Origin of the sequence: Caldibacillus thermoamylovorans, from assembly GCF_000751775.1 — a bacterium.
GTDB classification, from domain to species: Bacteria; Bacillota; Bacilli; order Bacillales; family Caldibacillaceae; genus Caldifermentibacillus; species Caldifermentibacillus hisashii.
Genome location: NZ_CCRF01000012.1, coordinates 1 through 20,687, shown reverse-complemented (window position 1 = coordinate 20,687; position 20,687 = coordinate 1). Strand labels below are relative to the sequence as shown.

Genomic DNA, 20,687 nt, shown 5'->3' with positions numbered 1-20,687 from the left:
AAGACGTTTGAAGGTTTTCATCTGAATTCGGTGTTCGAATTTTTCTTTTTTTACTATTGAATTTGGTAGGGGAACTGTTGAATTTTGGCTTTTACTGTTGAATTGGACGGGGGGATTGTTGATTAAGGTACCCTACTGTTAAATCGGGCGGGATTCTGCTGAATCAAGCTACTTTACTATTGAATCCAACAGGAATACTGCTGAATCAAGCTACCTTACTATTAAATCCAACAGGGATAATGCTGAATTAAGGTTTAAGATTTTCTATACTATAAAAAGGACAGGAAAGTTTTCCTGCCCTCTTTTTTGCGACTGTGCGACTTTCACTTTCGTCGCAGAACTTACCCTACCATCGATGTGCCTTGGCATTACTCCGCAAAATAATATTATTTTGTGACATTTCTGTATGACCGTTCACTTGCGATTTCATCCGTTTCGGCCTAGTCCAATTATGGTGAAACAATTGTCTTGTGCGGTCAACATCATGGAAATAAGCCATTTTATCACCTCTTGGCAGGATTTGATATTCAAAAGAATATCATGATTATTTTGCTATTTCTTCACAAAATATATGAATTTTTTTATTAAATTCATGTAAAATTTCCGTAGAACCAGTTCATACAAGTTTTTATCCGCAATATTTTTTAGCCTTTCCAGAAAGTTTTAAAAACAACTACAACAACTTGTCAATGGTGGTTTTTCCCAATTTATACTTTTTATGTGGTTTATAGTAAATACAATTTTATCCTTAACTAATTTGTAACAATTTAGGGCTTCCATTTAAAAAGTTATAGTTTACAATATAGATGTAGTGTTAACTATATTGTAATAATGTATTTTGTAATTTATCACCAAGGTAAGCCTTTCCAAATCTAGTTTGTGTCTACTTTGTGAAATAATTAACACTTTTGTCTAAAATGTGAACAAATTTAGTCAAGAGTGTGAACAAATCTATAACTTTATTGCAATTATATGAATTTCAACTTCTAAGAAAGGGAGAGTCGTATGAAAAAAAGGAAAAGCCTGCTTTTATCAGTAGTCTCAGTCATGCTTGTGTTTCTGCTTAGCGGCTGTGAAATGGCTGAACTGGTAGTATTCAACCCAAAAGGACCGCAAGCTGAAAAAATTCTTGATTTAATTAACTGGTCTCTTGTTTGGATTGGACTTATCATGGTTGTTGTTATTGCCTTGTTTGTTTATATTGTCTGGAAATATCGGGCACGTCCGGATAATGCGGATTATGAACCACCGCAAGAAAAAGGTAATCATCTTGTGGAAATTATTTGGACAGCTATTCCATTCATCATTGTGGTCATCCTGATGGTTCCAACCGTTACCACTTTATTTGATCTGGAAGAAGTTCCAGCAGGTTATGAAGACCAAGAACCATTAGTTATCCATGCAACTTCAGCTGACTGGAAATGGATATTCAGTTATCCGGAACAAAATATTGAAACCATTAACTATGTAAATATTCCGGTTAACCGTCCTGTACTATTTAAATTGACCTCGGCAGGAACCATGCAGTCATTCTGGATCCCTGCATTAAGTGGTCAAAAATACACGATGGCAAAAATGGAAACAGAACTTTATATAGTAGCAGATCATGAAGGGTCTTACTTTGGCAGAAACTCAAACTTCAATGGTAAAGGATTCAAAGAAATGGAATTTGAGGTACTTGCCCAATCTCCACAGGATTTTGATAAATGGGTAAAAGAAGTTCAGGAAAAAGCACCTAAATTAACAGAAGAAATGTATGCAGAAAAACTCAAACCTTCACATTTAGGTAGAGAGACGTTTTCAAATACACATCTTGAATGGGTTGATCATGCGGATCATCATGCTAAAGAATATTTAAATCCTGAATTATACCGTGTTCATGGTTATCCGGGCAAAACTTTTACTGATGAAAATAATGATATAGACAACGATACAGAAAACAGTGACCATCATCATGGAGGTGACCATAGTGGACATTAAATGGGATAAAATTTTAATCACTGGCGATCCACTCATTTTAGGTTCACAAATAGCAATTGTACTGACAATGGTCGGTATTGTTGTTGGCCTAACTTATTTTAAAAAATGGAAATATCTTTGGTCAGAATGGTTAACATCAGTTGACCATAAACGAATTGGAATTATGTACATCATCATGGGTGTGCTTATGTTCTTCCGTGGTGGTGTCGACGGCTTAATGATGAAAGCCCAAACAGCCGTACCGGAAAATACATTTTTAGATGCTCAACATTACAATGAAGTCTTTACAACTCACGGCGTAATCATGATTTTATTCATGGCGATGCCGATGTTAATCGGAATTATAAATATTGCCATGCCGCTTCAAATCGGGGCTAGGGACGTGGCATTCCCGCAATTGAACTTATTAAGTTTTTGGTTGACTTTTGCCGGTGCAATGCTATTTAACCTCTCGTTTGTCGTTGGTGGCTCCCCGGATGCTGGGTGGACATCATACTTCCCGCTTGCCGGTAAAGAGTTTACACCCGGAATCGGTAATAACTTTTACATGGTTGCCCTGCAAATTGCCGGTATCGGTACTTTGATGAGCGGAATTAACTTTATCGTCACAATTATGAAGATGCGGGCACCGGGTATGAAATTAATGAGAATGCCAATGTTTTCTTGGACGACATTAATTACATCATTAATTATTGTCATTGCCTTCCCGATCTTTACAGTTGCATTATTATTGGGAACAATGGACCGGATTTTCGGTACACACTTCTTTACCGTTGCAGATGGCGGTCTGGATATGCTTTGGGCTAACCTGTTCTGGTTATGGGGTCACCCGGAAGTGTATATTGTTATTCTACCGGCATTCGGTATTTACTCGGAAGTTGTTGCAACATTTTCAAAGAAACGTTTATATGGTTATACATCAATGGTTATGGCAATCGTTGTTATTTCCGCCTTAAGTATGCTTGTATGGGTTCACCATTTCTATACTATGGGCGTTGGACCTGCAGTTAACTCTGTGTTCTCCATTACAACGATGGCAATTGCGGTTCCAACCGGTATTAAAATGTTTAACTGGCTCTTTACTATGCGCAAAGGCCGGATAGAATTTACAGCACCAATGATGTGGACATTAGCGTTCATCCCTACGTTCTTAATCGGTGGGGTAACAGGGGTTATGCTCGGAATGGCAGCTGCAGACTTCCAATATCATAATACATTGTTCTTGGTTGCTCACTTCCATTACACATTAATTCCTGGTGTTGTTTACGCAGTATTTGCAGCACTTTATTACTGGTGGCCAAAAGTGTTTGGATTCAAATTGAATGAGCGAATCGGTAAATGGCATTTCTGGTTATTTAACATTGGATTTAACTTAACATTCTTCCCAATGTTCTTCCTTGGTTTACAGGGAGCGGCAAGACGGATGTACACTTACTCGGAAGAATCCGGATTATGGCCGTTATATGCATTATCTGCAGTAGGTGCAATTTTCCTTGCTGCCGGTTTTGCAGCACTTTGCTATAACATTTACTGGAGTATTCGTTACGAAAAACGGACAACAGAAAATGATCCGTGGGGTACAGCAAGAACGCTGGAATGGGCTACTGCAACACCTGTTCCGCATTACAATTTTGCTGTTGTTCCGGAAGTTACCGATGTTGATGCTTATTGGGAAATGAAAAAGAATAAAGATAACTTTGCATTAGATCCAAATAAAATTAAACCAATTCATATGCCAAGTAATTCCGGATTACCTGTATATATGGGGGCAGCCTTCTTAATTGCAGGATTCTTCCTTGTCTTTGAATGGATTCCTTTAGCAGCAATTTCCGCTTTCCTCATCTTTGCAGGAATGATTAAACGCTCCTTTGAATACGATGATGGTTACTATGTTCCGGTTGAAGAAATCATCGAGAAAGAGCGTACATGGAGAGGTGATTCGAAATGGAAAGCAAAATGATTAATCACTCTGTACCGACAGAATACCAATCAGAACAAGGAAAATTAAATATATTAGGTTTCTGGATTTTCATCGCGGCAGAAATCATTTTATTTGCAACATTGTTTGCCGTCTATGGGGTTCTTCATACAAGAACCTCTGACGGGCCGACTGGAGAGGAAATTTTTGTTATAAAAGATGTTGTCATTCAAACAATGCTTTTGTTAACAAGTAGTTTTACCGCCGGATTAGTCATTCATGAAATGCGACGTGGAAATGTTCGCGGGTTAATTACTTGGTTAATCATTACTTTAGCATTGGGTGGCGGCTTCCTGTATATGGAAATTAATGAGTTTATCCATTATGTTCATGCAGGCGCCGGGATTCAAACAAGTGCATTTACATCCAGTTTGTTAACTTTACTGGGAACACACGGAGCCCACGTCACTTTAGGTATCTTTTGGGCGATAATGGTTATCATCCAGCTGCTGCAAAGAGGAATTACACCAATAACAGCAAGTAAAGTTCATATTTGGGGTATTTATTGGCACTTCCTTGATGTTGTTTGGATTTTCATCTTTACATTTGTTTATGTAGGGGGGTTAATTTAGATGAACAGCAAGTCACATAATAGTTTCCCCTATACGCATGTTGTCGGGTTTTTATTATCCATTGCTTTAACCATTGCGACATTATTCGTTGCCTTTAAGACAGGTCTTTCAGCAGGTATTGTGATGATTATTATTGCCGGGTTGGCTGTTGCTCAAGCAGGACTGCAACTATTTATGTTCATGCATATGACAGAAGGCGAAGATCGCGATACAAAAGTGGTCCATACGGTATATGCGGTGTTCATGGCTGTTGTCATTGTCGTTGGTTCCATCTGGGTTATGACTGCCGGGCATCCAATTCATTAAACTTATCATGATACAGTGTAAAAAACGGGTTTCCCAAAAGGGACCCGTTTTTTTAGTCCATGTTTTAAGAGGCGGTTGCAGTCTGTGAGAAGAGGAAAACTTAAGATTTTTCCCGGTCTTTTTGAACATCCACTTTCCATACATTTTGATTGAGTTTCATTGATACAGGGTGTAAAATGAAGTAACTGTTATTTAACAGCTCTGAAGATTTTCAAGGGGGAACGGGAAATGAAATTCATAAAGTTCATTTTGCAAATGTTATTGATTACCTTTTTTTACATCATTGGTGAAGTTTTACAAAATATCTTTCGGTTATCGATCCCGGGGAGTATTATCGGATTAATTTTATTGTTTCTCTTCTTGTCCAGTAAAATACTTCCGGAAACCTGGGTGAATCAAGGGGCGAATTTTCTGCTGTCACTTATGCCTTTGTTTCTTGTACCCGCCACAGTTGGAGTGATGAATTATTTCCATATTTTTCACGGCAAAGGAATACTCCTTATCATGGGTATAATCGTAAGTACCTGCATTGTCTTTGTCGCTTCTGCTTTTGTTTGTGAAAAATTGGGGAAAACTACATTCAAAGAGAAGGAGAAACATTTGGCATGAACACTATAAGTATTGGAGTCGGCATGTTCTTATTAACCGTTGGCGTATTTTTTGCAGCAAAAAAATTTGCCGTTAAATATAAAAACCCGATTTTGAATCCAACATTAACAACGACCATCATCATTATTATTATATTGGTAAGTTTGAATATTCCTTATGAAACATATATGGATGGGGGCAAATGGCTTCATGAATTATTAGGACCGACAGTCGTGGCGTTAGCCTTTCCTTTATATAAATACAAAGAACTTTTATTGAAATATTTCCAACCGGTCTTGGTTAGTATTTTTCTGGCCGTTACATTGAATTTGATAACGGTTTACATAATCTTAAATCTTCTTGGTTATACGAAAGAAATGATTTTTACGGCGCTTCCCAAGTCGATTACAACCGCTGTCGCTGTTCAAATAGCCGGTCAGATTGGCGGGATTCCGTCATTAACCGCTGTTTTTGTTATGATCGCAGGGTTTACCGGGGCAATCATCGGGCCGTACTTACTTAAAATTTTCAAGTTTGACCATACAATCGCACGCGGAATGGCTTTTGGTAACGCCTCTCACGCAATTGGCACAGCCAAGGCATTTGAAGATAATCTCGAGACAGGTTCAATCAGTTCAGCAGGCATGATTTTGTCGGCAATTTTAAGTTCTTTTCTTATCCCTTTTCTTGTTTGGATCCTTTTTTAAAAAATCGAGTTAAAAAAAACGGCTTATCCGGGCCACGGTTCTCCATCCGCAATCATCCTATATTTTTTTAAGGTTAAAAAAACAGCTTATCCCCTTCCTGCTAGGGATAAGCCGCTTTCTTATACCGTTGCTTCTTTTTTTCTGTCGTATTCCTCACCAATTGCAGCTAGTCTTTCACGTATTTGTTCTTCTGTCAACCCATGTTCTTTTACATACAAGTTTCTCGGATGAACCCGGCACTCATGGGAACAACCCCGTAAATATTTATGTTCATTTTCCTCAGAGCAGAGAATTTGTTTGTTACAATCCGGATTGGCACAATTAACATAACGCTCGCATGGCTTTCCGTCAAAATAATCGCGACCAACGACGACATGTTCAACTTGATTGATCGGGACACTAATCCGCTCATCAAAAACATAGCATTTGCCATCCCACAGCTTTCCCTTTACCTCAGGGTCCTTTCCGTACGTAACAATTCCACCGTGAAGCTGATATACTTCTTCAAATCCTTCTTTTTTCAGCCAACCGGAAAATTTTTCACAACGGATTCCCCCGGTACAATAAGTCAAAATCTTCTTCCCTTGAAATTTTTCTTTATTTTTCCGAATCCAGTCAGGTAATTCACGGAAGGCTTTAATGTCCGGACGAACTGCCCCACGGAAATGGCCTAAATCATATTCATAATCATTTCTGGCATCGATAACAATTGTATCGTGATCTTGCAACATTTGATAAAATTCTTTCGGTTTAAGATAGTTTCCCGTCAATTCAGTCGGATCAATATCTTCATCTAAACGGAGACTGACAATTTCCTTCCGATGGCGGACATGCATCTTTTTAAACGCATGGCCTTCAGCTTCATCAACTTTAAAAACCATATCACTAAAGCGGGGATCTTTTCTTAATGTATCCATATAAAGATTCGTTTGTTCCACCGTACCCGATACCGTCCCGTTGATTCCTTCATGGGCGATATGAATTCTCCCTTTAAGTCCTAATTCCTTGCAAAACTTCAAATGCTCTTGTGTAAAAGTTTCCGGGTCTTCAATCGGAACATATTTATAATAAAGCAATACTCGATAGTCCATTTTGTATTACGCTCCTTACCTAATAATAAATCACTGTTAATCATTTTAACACAGTTTATATGTTGTTTATAACTATATGAACTTAAAATCTAAGGAAGATTTTCCCTGTTCCATCATCTTTGTTGTGATTGAATACGGGAGCGTGCACAAAACTTGGCACCATTTGTTTTTAGCAAAAATAATGGTGCATAGTGATTAATTGGGTAATCCTTCATATTACAACTTTACGGGGCCTGTAACAGGTAGTTTAAATAAAAAAACCACTATACAATGATGGGTCACCTGTTTGTACAGTGGAAATCATATTTTACATTTAATTATAGGTCCGAACTAATTTTAACTTTCTTCTTTCCTTCATCTTTGCCTTTTCATCTTTCCAAACAATATAGAAGAGAAAGAAATTAATACCACCGGCTAACAATAGCCAAGAAACAAGCAGGACTTCACCCTTTATAATCGATCCGAGTACACAAACGGTACAAAGTAAGCCGACAATGAAATAAAATCCTATCAATACTTTACCCATTTCGCTCCCCCTGTTCATCATTTTTACAAATTTTTTAACCATAGTTCAAATTTTATTCAATTAATGTTCATAAAATGTTCATATATTATTTTATTCTACAATACCAGAATTTGAAAGGGTTTTCAACCAGTTGAAGAAAAAATTTTTTGACAATTATCGACTACGGAATTTTTGAAAGGCAAAGTTTTTCCTAATTTCTCCTTTCTATAAGGGAATTTCCTTATTTTTAAAAAAATAAAAGGGAACATTATATCCAGGAGGTGAACATGATGAAAAAACTAATCATTACGTTTCTAACATTATTTTTGATTTTTCCTTCTATCGCTTACGGTCAGACTACATACACAGTTCAACCCGGCGACAGCATGTGGAGAATTTCTGTTCGGTTTCAAGTGGGGCTGAGTGAACTAATCAGAGCAAACCCGCAAATTAAAAATCCGGCTCTCATTTACCCAAACCAGAAGCTAACGATCCCCCAAATTTCGGAAAAAAATGTTGAGGCCCAAGTCGTTCAATTGGTCAATCAAGAGCGGGCAAAAGCCGGTTTAAAGCCACTTATCCATAACTGGGAACTATCGCGAGTAGCCAGATATAAAAGTATGGATATGAGAGATCGCGGGTAATTCTCTCATAATTCACCAACATATGGGAGTCCGTTTACAATGATCAATAACTTTGGAATACGTTTCCGCGCTGCCGGTGAGAACATCGCTCAAGGACAAGCAACCCCTCAAGCGGTCGTTACTGCTTGGATGAACAGCCCCGGACACCGCGCCAATATTTTAAGTACAAACTTTACAGAGATCGGCGTCGGTTATGCTGCGGGAGGTTCCGGAAGACATTACTGGACGCAGATGTTTATTAGGAGATAGTGATTTAGAAGCGGTTGTACAACTATTTTCAAGTTGTACAACTTTAATTTTATGGGATGTTCAAACTGAAGATTTATATGTATAAATCCGGTTTGTATCAAAGAAAAAGGGCTCCATCTTTGGAAGCCCATCTTTCATATGATTTGTTGATCTAATATTTCAATTTCGCTACTTTTTGCCTTACTTTTTCAATATTAGCCATCTTATTATCCCAACACGCTTGGCTCAAGTCAACCGGATATAGCGTTGGATTTAAAATTCGTTTATATTCATCCCACAGCAGATCAAGATTTTTCTTTACATAATTTTGGATTTCCTTAATCGTCGGCAATTCATAAACGAGCTTACCATCCACGAAAATATTTTTATGCAAATCAACTGCTTCAAAATTAGTCACATATTTACTAATAAACGTATGTACCGGATGAAACATTTTTAACGGCTCTTCCTCTTGCGGATTTTCCCAGTCTAAAGTAATGTAATCTCCTTCTGACTTGCCATTTTGTTTATTAATAATCCGATAAACTTTTTTCAAACCGGGTGTTGTTACCTTCTCCGGATTCCCGCTTATTTTGATCGTATCGATTAATTTACCGTCTTCTTCAATCGCAACGAGTTTATACACAGCTCCTAACGCCGGTTGATCAAATGCTGTGATCAATTTCGTACCGACACCCCAACTATCAACTTGTGCACCTTGGGCTTTTAAATTAATAATTGTATGTTCATCCAAATCATTAGAAGCGAATATTTTTGCTTCCGGAAAACCGGCTTCATCAAGCATTTTTCTTGCTTTCTTAGATAAATAAGCCAAGTCGCCACTATCAATCCGAATTCCGACAAAACGAATTTGATCCCCTAATTCTTTGGCCACCCGTATTGCATTCGGTACCCCGGATTTTAACGTATCATACGTATCAACAAGAAAAATACAATTTTTATGAGTGCTGGCATATTTATGAAAAGCGGTGTACTCATCATGATAAACTTGAACCATGGAATGTGCCAGTGTACCCGAAACCGGAATACCAAATAATTTTCCTGCCCGCACATTACTTGTTGAATCACAGCCACCGATGACTGCAGCCCTTGCTCCCCAAATTGCGGCATCCATTTCTTGCGCCCGTCTTGTCCCGAATTCAGCAACCGGTTCATCCCCAACCACTTGCTTAATTCGAGAAGCCTTGGTGGCAATTAATGTTTGATAGTTCACGATGTTTAACAGGGCGGTTTCAATTAATTGTGCTTCTGCCAAAGGTGCCTCGACACGGATAAGCGGTTCATTGCCAAAAACGATTTCACCCTCAACAACCGAACGCAAGGTTCCCGTAAATCGAACTGTTTTAAGATACGTTAAAAAGTCTTCCGGATATCCTATTTCCCGTAAATAGGCTAAATCACTCTCGGTAAATTTGAAGTTACGTAAATAGTCGATTACTTTTTCGAGTCCGGCAAAAACAGCATACCCGTGTCCAAACGGCATTTTACGAAAAAAAACTTCAAAAACCGCTCTTTTATTATGGATACCGTCTTCCCAATAAGACTGCACCATATTGATTTCGTACAAGTCGGTATGTAATGCTAAGGAATCATCGGTGTATTTTCTATTCACCTTGTTTACCCCCAATTTACTATTTGTTCACAGTTTCTCAAAAGTCTTTACTTTTCATTCGTAATTATATTATACCATCATTATCCATTATCTCTACAATTGAAATATGAATAAAAAAATTTGAGTGTTTGGGCGTTAAGGCAAAGCAGAGCCGTAGTTCACCAAGAAGTTTTTTTGGTTGCTATGTAAAAAAAGACATGCTTATTCAACAGCCAAGCCTATGCTTTCGAAGCTTTCCTTGTGCACTTTTTCATTTACCGCAACAAGCTCTTAATGTATAAGAAAAGGATGCCTAATGGGTTGGACATCCTTTTGGTAAAACAATATTAAGGTTTCAAAAGAACTTTTATACAGCCATCGGTTTTTGTATCAAATACCTCATAACCATGTTCGGCTTGATCGATCGGAATAACATGGGTGACAATATCAGCCGGGTTAAACTCCCCTTTTGCAATGAGATTATATAAGTAAGGCAAATAATGGATGACCGGTGCTTCCGTGGATTAAATGAAGATCCGAACCACAGATTGCCGTTGTCGTAATTTTAACGATAATATCATCTCGTTTTTTATCGAGGGAGCTTCCACTTCTTTTACCTTAATATCTTTAATACCTTGATATGTGACAGCTTTCATTGCCTGTTCCTCCTTCAATTATACGGCGTCGCAAAATTACCCAAGCGGTCTGTATCTTTTGGAAATAGGTCAAGTTCCGCAATTTTTACAGCCAACTCTGACGCACGTAAATCTATTTCAAACTGTTTAGACAGATCGTAAGGGTAAAACCATTCTTTTTCCATCATTAGTTGGTATAGTTCACTATGTAACTGAATTCCTTCTTTTAACTGTTCTTTCAACTTTTTTCTTAGCTCCGGATTTGCAGTTTCCGTAATCGCAATCGCATAATTTCGCACACCGGTTTTTACTGTTGTTAAAAATTCCATCGCGATCGCGGAATCCATTTGATCAGGCATTCCAACCGCATTGATCGGGTCTAAATAATCTTGTAACATGTTTTTTCACCTCTATTGTAATTTTGCATGGAGATAGGAATCTTGAAGTTCTTTTATATGTTTCATTGTCATTTGGACATCTTTTTCCATTAATGCCCGTAAATCTTGATCAAAGACAACACCTTGCATGAGTTTTGACTTCAGTAAACAGACGGTCTTGAAGTTGAGAATTTCATGCGTATCCATCGTTTCATGAAAAGCTAACTGTTGTTCAGTCATTGTCTTCACCTCTAAACACATTTTTTTCTAGTATGGAAAATTGAACATCTTTTCATCAGTTGTAAACATTTACCAAACTCGTCAAAAATTCCTATGTATGAGAATCATTTTTTTGCAACATAGTATGAAAAAGTTTGTTTACGAGGTGGGAATATGAATAAATCTTTAGCCCTTCATGAAACATTAGAGCTTCATGAACTGTTAACCTTCAAATCGCTATGCTTATCAAAATCAACTTTGATGTCCGGACTGGTTCAGGACGAGGAATTAAAAACAATTTTACTGAATGATGTTAAGGCCGGGGAAGAAGGTGTAAAACGTTTAGAAAACTTGATTAGATGGGATGGCCAGTAATGATTATCGAATCTTTCAGCCTGTTCAAACACGTTAAATGAGTTAAGGTGGTGAGAAAATGCTTGAGTTTCTTAAAAACATAATGGGGATGAAGGGGATGACCGATCAAGTCATTGCCACGGATTTTCTAATTTCTACAAAATCAGGGGTGATTAATACCGCTTTAGCACTCACAGAATCAGCAACACCGGAATTACGGGCGGAATTGGAAAATCAATTATTTCAAGCAATTGATACTCATGAGCAAATCAGTGACTATATGATTGCAAAAGGTTATTATCATCCTCGGTCATTAAAAGACCAATTACAAATCGACGTCCAAACAGCCAATACAGCAACAAGCTTGGCGAAATCAAAGTAAACATTTGGCAATTTCCTAGCCTTATGTGGAATACAAATTGTAAATGTTGCTGGAATTTCACAAAACTGCCGGGCATTTCTATTAAAGAAAACTCGGAGTCCAAACCTTGAGGTGACTCGTGACCTGTAATTCACTGAAAAAACTACTGCAGGAAACTGATATATTTTTAATGTAATAAGAATAAACCCTTGGCCGGCAAATACAGTTACTTTGCTGTCAAGGGATTTTTATTCCACCTTTTTGCTCGATATTTGATATGTTATTACAACTACTAAAGTTAAAATTGAAATAGTGAACAGGCCAATTGTAATTAAAGGATCCTTATACAGGAAGCTGGTAAACTGTAACCTGAGAAATCACAATATTCAATAAGCAAGGAGTCTATGTTTAAAAATAATCGCAGTTACAACAATTTGATTTTGATTTCCATATATTCCCATGCCATTAACAGGCCCTTTTCTTACCGGATACCTAAAAATTTTAATTCAGACAACATCCTACAACTTTTTAGCAAACCGGTTCGTATATATAATTATTGATATTCCATAGGAGATGCACCCAATAAACAGTAAACCCAAGAAGCTTACCATTACTATGTTCACAGTAGCCAAATCATTGATGAAATTTGCTATATTTGTTGTGATGTTATTTACTTTTGATAATAAGAAAGCGGCTATGAATAACAATATGATTGCTATAGTTATTCCATTTGTGTCAAATAAGTATATGAACGGTAACAAGATAAATAGATAGAGCAATGATACTAAAAATATGATTAATAAAATGGTACTCATTTCCTTAAACGACCAAGAGTCAAAGAAAAAATATAAAAGAAGATTAATAACAAAGGAAATAGCAGTTGATAATAAAGATATAAGAATTGATGCTAAAAAACGGGCAAAGACAATCTTTCCGACAGGCAGACCGGTTGTATTTAAAAATTCCGGCCAGCCCGTTTTCATGTCTTCAGCAAATAAAACTTGAATACTGTTCAAAAATAACATGGCGATAAATACAGATACGATCAAGCTATTTTCTTTAAGTACAAGTACTGCTATGAGCAGAAATACGAAAAGGATAAAAATATATTTCGTTTTTAACCAATGTTTTTTTAATAAGAAAAGATCTTTTAAGAATAACCCGAACATGTAATTCACTTCCCTGCAATTATTTCCTTCAGCTTCATTTCTAAGCTGTCCGTATTACGATATTCTGAAACATGCTGATTTAAAATGATGGTACCCTTGTTCATTACAATCACTTTATTAGCAATTTTTATGACATCATCCAATAAATGTGTTGTCATAATGGCAATTGCTGAATATTGATTAACATAATCTTTTATAACGGTTAGTACTTCATCACGGATTAACGGGTCCAGACCACTGGTAATCTCGTCTAACAGTAAAACCTTGGCATGATGAGATAATGCAACGGCAATACCTAATTTTGTTTTCATTCCCTTTGAAAAGTCTTTAATAGCCTTCTCTCGTGGGATTTCCAACTTATCAATATAGTCCGAGAAGGTAGCATCATCCCACTTTTGAAATAGGTATGGAATGAATCTTTCTATTTCCTTAATAGACAGCGCTTCATGCAAGTGATTACTGTCAAAAACAAACCCCATTTCATGAATAGGAGGAAGCGAAATTTTTCCTGAATCTATAGAGTATAGATGTGAAAGGATTTTTAAAAGAGTGGTTTTCCCGGCACCGTTTTCACCGATAATCGCAATAATATCATTTGGATTGGCAATTAAATTTATATGATGCAGACAGAATTCACCCATCTGTTTGGATACAGAATCAAGTTGAACAATAATATTCTTGTCATTCATTTTTATCACGCCTTCGATTGTTGAACTTTGTGTAATAGATAATAACTAAAGCCATTAAAACCAAAATCAAAATATGAGTAAGATTACTGTTGCCTGTGAAAATTAGTGAAAGCAAAGTTACAATAAGTAATACAGCTATAAAAATTCTTAAAGGATTATCGTTTTTCACTTCCTCGCCCTCCTAATCATTGAAGTATTAGTATAATCAATTTAGGTGTTATGGTGCTTTCTATAATTGCTGAAGCTAATATTGGAAATAACCTGCAAAAAAATCCCATTTCAAATATGTCATGGGGCAAGATAGATTCCAACTTTGATAATTGTAACGATAACCTTGATTTCCTTTGTATATATATTGTAATTTTATATAAAAATTGAGTATAATAAATTTTAAGAACTAATTGCATTTTACTCTAGTTAAATGTTCTTGTAAACCTGTTTTAGAATCTACTTGAATCTTTTAATTGAACAATCTTAATTTGCTTTTTTTCCGTTATGAAAAAAAACCCCATGTATATCATAGGGTTTTATCTGTTTATTCGAATTCGATTGGTTTCCCTTAATTCCTTTATATTGGCAGCTCCTATTCCAAACATCGCCATTTGTAATTCCAGTTCTCGTGTCGCCATGACTTCCATTACGGCTTCCGGTGATTCTGTCGCTTGTTTTAAAATCGATCTGGCAATGCCGACATGATTAGCCCCGAGCGCAATCGCCTTTGCTGCATCGACACCGGTCCGAATGCCACCGCTTGCAATGATCGTTTGTTCCGGTAATTGTTCCCTGACGGACATAATACATTCAACCGTAGGAATTCCCCAATCACTGAATGCCTCTGCAGCTTCCTTCTTTATTTTTTCTTTGGAACGGAATTTTTCTACTTGACTCCAAGAAGTTCCCCCCGCTCCGGCTACATCAATAAAAGACACACCGACTTCGGTTAACCGTTTTGCTACATCACCGGCAATCCCCCAGCCTACTTCTTTCACACCGACCGGTATATTCAAACCGGAACATAATTTTTCAATTTTTCCAAGAAGGTCTTTAAAATTCGTGTTTCCCTCTTGCTGTATAACCTCTTGAATACTATTCAAATGCAGGACAAGAACATCGGCATTAGTAATTTCAATAATTTGCTTACATTCATCGACACCGAAACCATAATTGAATTGAACCGCACCTAAATTTGCAACAATTGGAATATCGGGGGCATATTTTCGTAATTGAAAAGAAGCACGATGGTCTTTACTTTCAATTAGTGCCCGAGTAGAACCAAGCGCCAGCACCCATCCCCGCTCTTTAGCAGCAATCGCCAAATTCCGGTTAATGGTCTCTGCCATCTGAGCCCCGCCTGTCATGGAACTAATTAAAAACGGTGTTTTAACCGGCTTCCCGAAAAAACTTGTAGCCAGCGAAATTTCTGCAAAATCAATTTCCGGCAAGGCGTTATGAATAAAACGAACGGACTCAAATCCGGTGGTAATTGATGTTCCGGTTACTTTTTCATTTAAAACAATTTTTATATGTTCAGATTTTCGCTGATTGATCTCATGAGACACACCAATCACCCTCTTTTCAATATATTTATTTCAAAACTACTCAAATGGGCGGGCTCCTGTATACATCCGATTTGTCCAACTAACAATCAGATTGCAAAACTACTCAATTGCGCCGGCTCCTGCATACGTCCAGTTTGTCCCGCTAACAATCAGAATTCAGTTGGGTCGGCTCCCTGTTCAGAAATTTGTAGTGACAAAGGGAAAATGCCTGACTTCTTCCATTCATCGGTAAGCGCTTCAAGCAATCCATCGTTTTTTACCAGCGCAATACCGCAGTCGCCACCTCCGGCTCCTGACGACTTGCCACCTCCGTATTTATTGGCAATATCAATTAATTGTTTTAACTCCTTTGTTTCAATCGCAAAAGAAACATGTTCACCGAGTTTTTGTAAGGCCATTCGATTTTTCTTGATCCCATCAATGACACCTTCCACACTCTTTTGCAAAAAACTTTCCAAGATACGGGTAACAGCGTCCGTACTTTCCTTTAAAAAGCGTTTATAAACAGGAGGGTTGTCATTTCGTATACGTTGAACCGTCTTTACCATCGATGCCGTTGATGCCGCCTTTTTCGTCCAACCGACAGCAAGATGCATCTCAATAGGCGGCGTTAGCCTTTCTATATGAAGACCCGGCCAGTCCATTTTCAACAAATCGCTTAAACTTGTCCCTTTTTTTAATTCTTGGTTCAACCATTCCGGACGAAACATTCGATAATGCAGCCATCCTCCATAGGTTGACGCGGCAATATCGGCACAAGAGCCATTCCCTTGTGTTTGATAATGAGCAATGGCGGATAATTTATAAATCCATTCCTTTGTCGGTCTAATATTTTCCAGCTTATAAAAATTTAACAAAGCCGTAATTACCGTAACAACAATTGCAGCACTCGAACCTAAACCGAATTTCTTTCCGGAATCATCGTCAAGTTCACTTGTTACTGTCAATCGAAACGGCCGAGGGAGGGTCCCGTTTTCCTTCAACAATTGATAAAAAATAGATAAAGCATTTTTTACAAAAACTAATTTTTCATCTTCTTGATTGAAAAGGACTTGGCCATCTTGCAAATTAAATTGAATATCCGGAAAACCGATTTGCGGAAGAGAAATGGTATGAATCGAGTCTTCCTCAATAGTTCCTTTCATATATCGATTAACAGCGATTACGATTGCAAACTGATTCGGCTCAAGCACGGCATATTCTCCGGCAATAAATAATTTGCCGGGAACTTTCACATGAATAACCGATTTTTCCATATATCATCTTCCTATCTTAACAAACATCCGCTTCTCCAGTAGGTAAAAAAGTAACCCCCGGACCCGGATGACAGGTGAAAATCTTTTTAACAGAAGGGATTTGCTTTAATTGATCATACACTTTTTGCTCATCTTCCGGCAAACAAAGTACTTTCACATTCGGGCCGGCATCCATGGTAAAATATGCCTCTATTCCTTGTGAACGTATATTTTGCACTGCTTCCATCACTTCCATGGTCGCACTTTGCCAATAATAAAACGGCGGATTCGCTCCTAATGTTGTTGCATGCATTTTTAGCGCGTTTCTTTCAGCGATTTCACCAAGCAGAGTAAAATCACGGAGCTCAAGTGCATGTTTCAATTCTGATAAATCATGCTCGACCGTATCTAACCAGCCTTGGTAAAAAGGGGAAGTCTCTACTGTCCGCTTCATGCCGGCACGACTTAGTACTTTTTTTCTATTCGTGGCTACCATAACAGACAAAACGGCTATTGGAAAATCATCTTCGTGCAAAATCGGAACGGCAAAAGAATCAGAGCCGTCTTCCTTCACCCCTTTTTGCCATTCAACAAAGCCGCCATAAATGGAACGGCAGGCTGAACCGGACCCAAGGCGGGCAAATTGGGATAATTCCTGTGGGTGTAAGTTCAGACCAATGGCTTTTGTAGCGGCAGCGGCCAAAGCAGCATAACCCGATGCGGATGAAGCAAAGCCGGCTGCTGTCGGGACATGATTTTCAGAACGGACCACAGCAAATAGATGTTTTTTCGCGAATTTTCTAATTGCCCTCAAATAGTTCGAAACTCTCTCTGTATCCGTATGATCAGCCTTTTCACCATTTAAAAAAAATACATCTTCTGTCAACTTTTCATCAAACTCCACAGTTGTAACGGTATAAAATGTATCAAGTGTAACCGACAAGCTGCTATTCATGGGTAAAATCAACGACTCGTCCCGTTTTCCCCAATATTTAATTAATGCGATATTCGTATGGGCCTTAGCGGTTGCTTTCAATGTTTTCACCCCATTCTTCACAGGACAGTTGTTCGCTGTCTTGTTCCACTTTAAAAAACCATGTCTCCGTCGCCCCGGCTTCACGTAACCTTTTACATAGCATCGATGCGTGGTCCCCGTTTTCGGCTAACGCGATGATGCAACCTCCCCGACCGGCACCCGTCAACTTTGCACCAAGGGCACCTTCATTTTTTGCAACGTTTACCAAATGGTCAATAGGTTCATCACTAACGCCTAAGTTTTTAAGTTCAATCTGTGCTAAATTTAACAATTCACCTAATCGCGACAGGTCCCCTGCCATCAGTACATCTTTCGTTTCTCTCGTATATAAACCTAATAAATGAATCGAATGCTCGATATGCTTCGGGTCTTGTTTTCGTTTTGCTAAAATACTCGCCACTGCAAGTTTTGTATTCCTAATTTCGCCCGTATCGGCAACAACAAGATAAAAAGGTTTTTGGATGAAGAGCGGTTTTGGAATAAAGCCTTTTTGAAACAAAATCGGAACATCGCTAAACACCGTTTCCATATCAATACCACTCGGATTTCCATGAGCATATTTTTCAGCAATATTACCAAGTGTCTTTAATTTTGTTTTTGTCAGTGGAATTGCAAAATAATTGGAAAGCCCGCGTACGATCGCCATGGCTGTTGCAGCGCTGGAACCAAGACCTCGTGCGATCGGAATATTAGATATTAGTGTTATCTTTAAATTTGCTTGTTTTTGTCCTAATTCCAATAAAGTTTCATTGATACATAGGGCTAGCCCCTTCATACGTTCAGGAATTCGTTCAAGTGGACCTGTATATTTTTCACTTTCAAATAAAATCTTACCATAAGAATGCTCAACGATACAGGTTGCCGATAACGTAGGAAAAGGAAGAGCAATAGCCGGCTCACCGTAAACAACCGCATGTTCTCCGATTAAAATGACTTTACTGTGAGCTGTTCCGACTGCACGTTTCTCTGAGTGATGCAATACAATTCCCTACTTTCAAAAGGATTCTCCGCTACCCAGCTAAAACAGATACTAGCCATGGTGCAGAATATAACACCATAAATTGTACACCAAAATTAACGCCATAGCGACTTAAAGTGCCGGAAACAATCCCGATTAATAAAACACCGGCAATATTTAGCCAGCCTGCATCCATAAATGCAAGCAAGAAAACAAGGGCAACAAATAATCCCAAAATGGCTTCATGGGGAATCCATTTAAAGACAAAGGCACAAATTTCATTGGCGTATTTAATAATAATGACATATGTGAAAAATAAAGAAATACCTACACCTATGAAAATTGCCCAAAGAAAATCAGTGAACGATAAAATATGATGCAAATTATGATCCAATGTGAATACAGGCGGTGCATTGAACAACGGATTGGCAGGGCCGAGTGCCACGGAAGAGAGCGGAAAACCTAAGGCAATCAACGGGATTAGTGACCCGGCAATATAGGTAGCATTTGCCAGAGCCTCCATACAACTAATGGCAAGGGAGGATCTTTTCACGGGTTCTTTTTCTTGTTTTGAAAATAATTCGCCAACAAGCGTCGTCACTCCAACCGCACTGAACATAAATGTAATGGTACCGGCGAGCGATGCAATTGAGCTCATCCCGACTTCCTTTTTTGTTAAAATTTTAAATGGGTTCGGGAATCCTTTCTCTTTTGCTGATTTTTTTAAAATAATTTCTTTATGATGATGGCGGATGAGTTGTTTTCTTCTTTCTTTACTTAATAAATCAAGCAATGTAACAATGACAGGACCAATGGTAATACCGAGAAAAAAAGAAATAAACACATTTTTATTTTCCGGTACAATTCCAAGGTCCCAATATAAGTGTCTTAGTCCTTGTATCAGTAAAGCAAAGGGGATGATGATGATCAAAGACAACCAGCGATTCGTTGAAAGTAATGCCAATAAAACCGCCCCGGCAAACAAAATCGGATTGGCATACTCATTGATCCGTTCAGCAAAAGGAACTAATACACTTGCCAATAATAAACTGACCGGAACAGAAACGAGGGTGCCGATTACGGAACCGGACATCATTTTCTTTATACTCGTTTCTGATTGTCCATATTTTTTTAAAACAAGGGCATGCTCAACCATTGGTGTCGCCATCACGCCACCGGGTATCCCGGCAACGGCTACCGGCACCGAATCGGTTAATTTATGAGCAATAACCGCAGCCATATAAAAGGTAAGGACGACAATCGGTTCAACACCGGCCAAGACAATGGCTAACGTTATCGGCGCAATCACTGCCGTTTCATCTGTACCGGGGACGATGCCAATAATTGTATAAATTGCCGTACCGAGAATGGCGGCAATAAGCATTTGTATAAGTAGATTCACATCCATCTATTTACCTTCCTCTGTTTCGATTAAATTCCGTTTTGGTTTTATGATAACACTGCAAATAATAAACCCGATTAATGCACCCGACAATCCAAAGAATAACGGTTTAGGCGGATCATTCGGAGCCAGTAAATAAGCCCCGAGGGTCATGATACTGCAGATAATGAAAGAAATCACCAGGTCTTTAATGCTTACAAAATCCTCCCACACTTCCACATATTCGGAATGGTCCTGTGTTTTTTGGTAAGTTGGATCGGCTTTTGATTTTGCCATGTGCATCTCCTTTCCGGAAAAACATACTGCTTCTTTTGGTAGTTTCAGTATTTTCCACTATTTGTATACAGCTCGTTTAAAGCCACTTCCATTATAGTGATATTGATAATCATTTTCAATTATTTATTACAGAAAGAGCCGGGTATTTTGGGCTAAACTATTTGGGGGGAATAAAAAGCACAAAAATGTTCTTGAGACACGCTCTA

Annotated in this window: 23 protein-coding genes and 3 pseudogenes; 9 read left to right on the top strand and 17 right to left on the bottom strand. The window is 38.2% G+C overall.

The features are described from left to right. Positions 1 to 346: 346 nt before the first annotated feature. Entirely contained in the window at positions 347 to 499 is a 153-nt protein-coding gene (locus BT1A1_RS17650) for a YpzG family protein (protein ID WP_072012629.1), read from the bottom strand. 506 nt (positions 500 to 1,005) lie between these two features. On the opposite strand from BT1A1_RS17650, the gene qoxA reads away from it, so the two are divergent. The 6 genes from qoxA to BT1A1_RS01915 all read left to right on the top strand — a co-directional run bounded on the left by qoxA (position 1,006) and on the right by BT1A1_RS01915 (position 6,131). After that, complete coding sequence (gene qoxA, locus BT1A1_RS01940) at positions 1,006 to 1,980, top strand: cytochrome aa3 quinol oxidase subunit II (protein WP_034767544.1); 975 nt, start codon at positions 1,006 to 1,008, stop codon at positions 1,978 to 1,980. After that, positions 1,970 to 3,940, top strand: coding sequence for a cytochrome aa3 quinol oxidase subunit I (qoxB, locus tag BT1A1_RS01935; protein ID WP_034767542.1), 1,971 nt, complete (start codon positions 1,970 to 1,972; stop codon positions 3,938 to 3,940). The genes qoxA and qoxB overlap by 11 nt, the downstream gene beginning before the upstream one ends. Next, the gene (qoxC, locus tag BT1A1_RS01930; RefSeq protein WP_227140303.1) at positions 3,925 to 4,530 is read left to right on the top strand and encodes a cytochrome aa3 quinol oxidase subunit III; all 606 of its coding nucleotides are present in this window, start codon (positions 3,925 to 3,927) and stop codon (positions 4,528 to 4,530) included. The genes qoxB and qoxC overlap by 16 nt, the downstream gene beginning before the upstream one ends. Next, the gene (qoxD, locus tag BT1A1_RS01925) at positions 4,531 to 4,836 is read left to right on the top strand and encodes a cytochrome aa3 quinol oxidase subunit IV (protein WP_034767540.1); all 306 of its coding nucleotides are present in this window, start codon (positions 4,531 to 4,533) and stop codon (positions 4,834 to 4,836) included. It begins immediately after the preceding gene. 228 nt (positions 4,837 to 5,064) lie between these two features. Then, positions 5,065 to 5,445 carry a CidA/LrgA family protein gene (locus BT1A1_RS01920; protein ID WP_034767538.1) on the top strand — a complete coding sequence of 127 codons (381 nt, stop codon included), beginning with the start codon at positions 5,065 to 5,067 and terminating at the stop codon, positions 5,443 to 5,445. Continuing rightward, a complete protein-coding gene (locus BT1A1_RS01915; RefSeq protein WP_034767536.1) occupies positions 5,442 to 6,131 on the top strand; it encodes an LrgB family protein in 690 nt (229 codons plus the stop codon). The genes BT1A1_RS01920 and BT1A1_RS01915 overlap by 4 nt, the downstream gene beginning before the upstream one ends. 119 nt (positions 6,132 to 6,250) lie before the next feature. Here the strand turns inward: BT1A1_RS01915 and BT1A1_RS01910 are convergent, their stop codons facing one another. Further along, entirely contained in the window at positions 6,251 to 7,222 is a 972-nt protein-coding gene (locus tag BT1A1_RS01910) for an oxygen-dependent tRNA uridine(34) hydroxylase TrhO (RefSeq protein WP_034767534.1), read from the bottom strand. 313 nt (positions 7,223 to 7,535) lie between these two features. Further along, the gene (locus BT1A1_RS01905) at positions 7,536 to 7,748 is read right to left on the bottom strand and encodes a hypothetical protein (RefSeq protein WP_034767532.1); all 213 of its coding nucleotides are present in this window, start codon (positions 7,746 to 7,748) and stop codon (positions 7,536 to 7,538) included. A 269-nt stretch (positions 7,749 to 8,017) separates the two neighbouring features. Between BT1A1_RS01905 and safA the strand changes: the two are divergent. Next, positions 8,018 to 8,620 (top strand): annotated as a pseudogene (safA, locus tag BT1A1_RS01900) (SafA/ExsA family spore coat assembly protein). Positions 8,621 to 8,771: 151 nt separating this feature from the next. Here safA and BT1A1_RS01895 read toward each other — a convergent pair. The 5 genes and pseudogenes from BT1A1_RS01895 to BT1A1_RS01885 form a co-directional block, all read right to left on the bottom strand. Continuing rightward, positions 8,772 to 10,232 carry a nicotinate phosphoribosyltransferase gene (locus BT1A1_RS01895; protein WP_034767530.1) on the bottom strand — a complete coding sequence of 487 codons (1,461 nt, stop codon included), beginning with the start codon at positions 10,230 to 10,232 and terminating at the stop codon, positions 8,772 to 8,774. 326 nt (positions 10,233 to 10,558) lie between these two features. Further along, positions 10,559 to 10,729 (bottom strand): annotated as a pseudogene (locus BT1A1_RS18390) (glutathione-dependent formaldehyde dehydrogenase); the annotation flags it as partial. After that, positions 10,728 to 10,867 (bottom strand): annotated as a pseudogene (locus BT1A1_RS18115) (glutathione-dependent formaldehyde dehydrogenase); the annotation flags it as partial. The pseudogenes BT1A1_RS18115 and BT1A1_RS18390, both read right to left, overlap by 2 nt. Before the next feature lie 14 nt (positions 10,868 to 10,881). Further along, a complete protein-coding gene (locus BT1A1_RS01890) occupies positions 10,882 to 11,244 on the bottom strand; it encodes a spore coat protein (protein ID WP_034767528.1) in 363 nt (120 codons plus the stop codon). Positions 11,245 to 11,256: 12 nt separating this feature from the next. Further along, positions 11,257 to 11,463, bottom strand: a complete 207-nt coding sequence (locus BT1A1_RS01885; protein ID WP_034767526.1) for a hypothetical protein — start codon at positions 11,461 to 11,463, stop codon at positions 11,257 to 11,259. Between the two features lie 153 nt (positions 11,464 to 11,616). On the opposite strand from BT1A1_RS01885, the gene BT1A1_RS01880 reads away from it, so the two are divergent. Both BT1A1_RS01880 and BT1A1_RS01875 read left to right on the top strand, forming a co-directional pair. Further along, positions 11,617 to 11,817, top strand: a complete 201-nt coding sequence (locus BT1A1_RS01880) for a hypothetical protein (RefSeq protein ID WP_034767524.1) — start codon at positions 11,617 to 11,619, stop codon at positions 11,815 to 11,817. 58 nt (positions 11,818 to 11,875) lie between these two features. After that, the gene (locus BT1A1_RS01875; RefSeq protein WP_034767522.1) at positions 11,876 to 12,178 is read left to right on the top strand and encodes a spore coat protein; all 303 of its coding nucleotides are present in this window, start codon (positions 11,876 to 11,878) and stop codon (positions 12,176 to 12,178) included. Between the two features lie 497 nt (positions 12,179 to 12,675). On the opposite strand, the gene BT1A1_RS01870 is transcribed toward BT1A1_RS01875, so the two are convergent. The 9 genes from BT1A1_RS01870 to BT1A1_RS01835 form a co-directional block, all read right to left on the bottom strand. Next, the gene (locus tag BT1A1_RS01870) at positions 12,676 to 13,326 is read right to left on the bottom strand and encodes an ABC-2 transporter permease (protein ID WP_034767519.1); all 651 of its coding nucleotides are present in this window, start codon (positions 13,324 to 13,326) and stop codon (positions 12,676 to 12,678) included. A 5-nt stretch (positions 13,327 to 13,331) separates the two neighbouring features. Further along, positions 13,332 to 14,015, bottom strand: coding sequence for an ATP-binding cassette domain-containing protein (locus BT1A1_RS01865; protein ID WP_034767516.1), 684 nt, complete (start codon positions 14,013 to 14,015; stop codon positions 13,332 to 13,334). Further along, complete coding sequence (locus BT1A1_RS18385; RefSeq protein WP_156103142.1) at positions 14,008 to 14,184, bottom strand: hypothetical protein; 177 nt, start codon at positions 14,182 to 14,184, stop codon at positions 14,008 to 14,010. Before BT1A1_RS18385 ends, BT1A1_RS01865 begins: the two co-directional genes overlap by 8 nt. 358 nt (positions 14,185 to 14,542) lie before the next feature. Then, on the bottom strand, positions 14,543 to 15,574 hold the full coding sequence (gene fni / locus BT1A1_RS01860; RefSeq protein ID WP_034767514.1) for a type 2 isopentenyl-diphosphate Delta-isomerase: 1,032 nt from the start codon (positions 15,572 to 15,574) through the stop codon (positions 14,543 to 14,545). 149 nt (positions 15,575 to 15,723) lie between these two features. Next, positions 15,724 to 16,830, bottom strand: coding sequence for a phosphomevalonate kinase (locus BT1A1_RS01855; protein WP_034767512.1), 1,107 nt, complete (start codon positions 16,828 to 16,830; stop codon positions 15,724 to 15,726). Between the two features lie 16 nt (positions 16,831 to 16,846). Next, positions 16,847 to 17,845 (bottom strand): diphosphomevalonate decarboxylase, encoded by a 999-nt coding sequence (gene mvaD / locus BT1A1_RS01850; RefSeq protein ID WP_034767510.1) that lies wholly within the window; start codon positions 17,843 to 17,845, stop codon positions 16,847 to 16,849. Next, positions 17,829 to 18,824: a mevalonate kinase gene (mvk, locus tag BT1A1_RS01845; RefSeq protein ID WP_034767508.1), complete on the bottom strand. Its 996-nt coding sequence runs from the start codon at positions 18,822 to 18,824 to the stop codon at positions 17,829 to 17,831. The genes mvaD and mvk overlap by 17 nt, the downstream gene beginning before the upstream one ends. Before the next feature lie 31 nt (positions 18,825 to 18,855). After that, positions 18,856 to 20,211, bottom strand: a complete 1,356-nt coding sequence (locus tag BT1A1_RS01840; RefSeq protein WP_034767505.1) for a tripartite tricarboxylate transporter permease — start codon at positions 20,209 to 20,211, stop codon at positions 18,856 to 18,858. Beyond that, positions 20,212 to 20,481, bottom strand: coding sequence for a hypothetical protein (locus BT1A1_RS01835; protein ID WP_034767503.1), 270 nt, complete (start codon positions 20,479 to 20,481; stop codon positions 20,212 to 20,214). Positions 20,482 to 20,687 lie beyond the last annotated feature (206 nt).

Excerpts from the sequence above, each read along its gene's own strand:
- BT1A1_RS17650 (WP_072012629.1), bottom strand. The coding sequence starts at position 499 with ATGGCTTATTTCCATGATGTTGACCGCACAAGACAATTGTTTCACCAT.
- qoxA (WP_034767544.1), top strand. The coding sequence starts at position 1,006 with ATGAAAAAAAGGAAAAGCCTGCTTTTATCAGTAGTCTCAGTCATGCTT.
- qoxC (WP_227140303.1), top strand. The coding sequence starts at position 3,925 with ATGGAAAGCAAAATGATTAATCACTCTGTACCGACAGAATACCAATCA.
- qoxD (WP_034767540.1), top strand. The coding sequence starts at position 4,531 with ATGAACAGCAAGTCACATAATAGTTTCCCCTATACGCATGTTGTCGGG.
- BT1A1_RS01920 (WP_034767538.1), top strand. The coding sequence starts at position 5,065 with ATGAAATTCATAAAGTTCATTTTGCAAATGTTATTGATTACCTTTTTT.
- BT1A1_RS01915 (WP_034767536.1), top strand. The coding sequence starts at position 5,442 with ATGAACACTATAAGTATTGGAGTCGGCATGTTCTTATTAACCGTTGGC.
- BT1A1_RS01910 (WP_034767534.1), bottom strand. The coding sequence starts at position 7,222 with ATGGACTATCGAGTATTGCTTTATTATAAATATGTTCCGATTGAAGAC.
- BT1A1_RS01905 (WP_034767532.1), bottom strand. The coding sequence starts at position 7,748 with ATGGGTAAAGTATTGATAGGATTTTATTTCATTGTCGGCTTACTTTGT.
- BT1A1_RS01890 (WP_034767528.1), bottom strand. The coding sequence starts at position 11,244 with ATGTTACAAGATTATTTAGACCCGATCAATGCGGTTGGAATGCCTGAT.
- BT1A1_RS01885 (WP_034767526.1), bottom strand. The coding sequence starts at position 11,463 with ATGACTGAACAACAGTTAGCTTTTCATGAAACGATGGATACGCATGAA.
- BT1A1_RS01880 (WP_034767524.1), top strand. The coding sequence starts at position 11,617 with ATGAATAAATCTTTAGCCCTTCATGAAACATTAGAGCTTCATGAACTG.
- BT1A1_RS01875 (WP_034767522.1), top strand. The coding sequence starts at position 11,876 with ATGCTTGAGTTTCTTAAAAACATAATGGGGATGAAGGGGATGACCGAT.
- BT1A1_RS01870 (WP_034767519.1), bottom strand. The coding sequence starts at position 13,326 with ATGTTCGGGTTATTCTTAAAAGATCTTTTCTTATTAAAAAAACATTGG.
- BT1A1_RS01865 (WP_034767516.1), bottom strand. The coding sequence starts at position 14,015 with ATGAATGACAAGAATATTATTGTTCAACTTGATTCTGTATCCAAACAG.
- BT1A1_RS01855 (WP_034767512.1), bottom strand. The coding sequence starts at position 16,830 with ATGGAAAAATCGGTTATTCATGTGAAAGTTCCCGGCAAATTATTTATT.
- BT1A1_RS01840 (WP_034767505.1), bottom strand. The coding sequence starts at position 20,211 with ATGGATGTGAATCTACTTATACAAATGCTTATTGCCGCCATTCTCGGT.
- BT1A1_RS01835 (WP_034767503.1), bottom strand. The coding sequence starts at position 20,481 with ATGGCAAAATCAAAAGCCGATCCAACTTACCAAAAAACACAGGACCAT.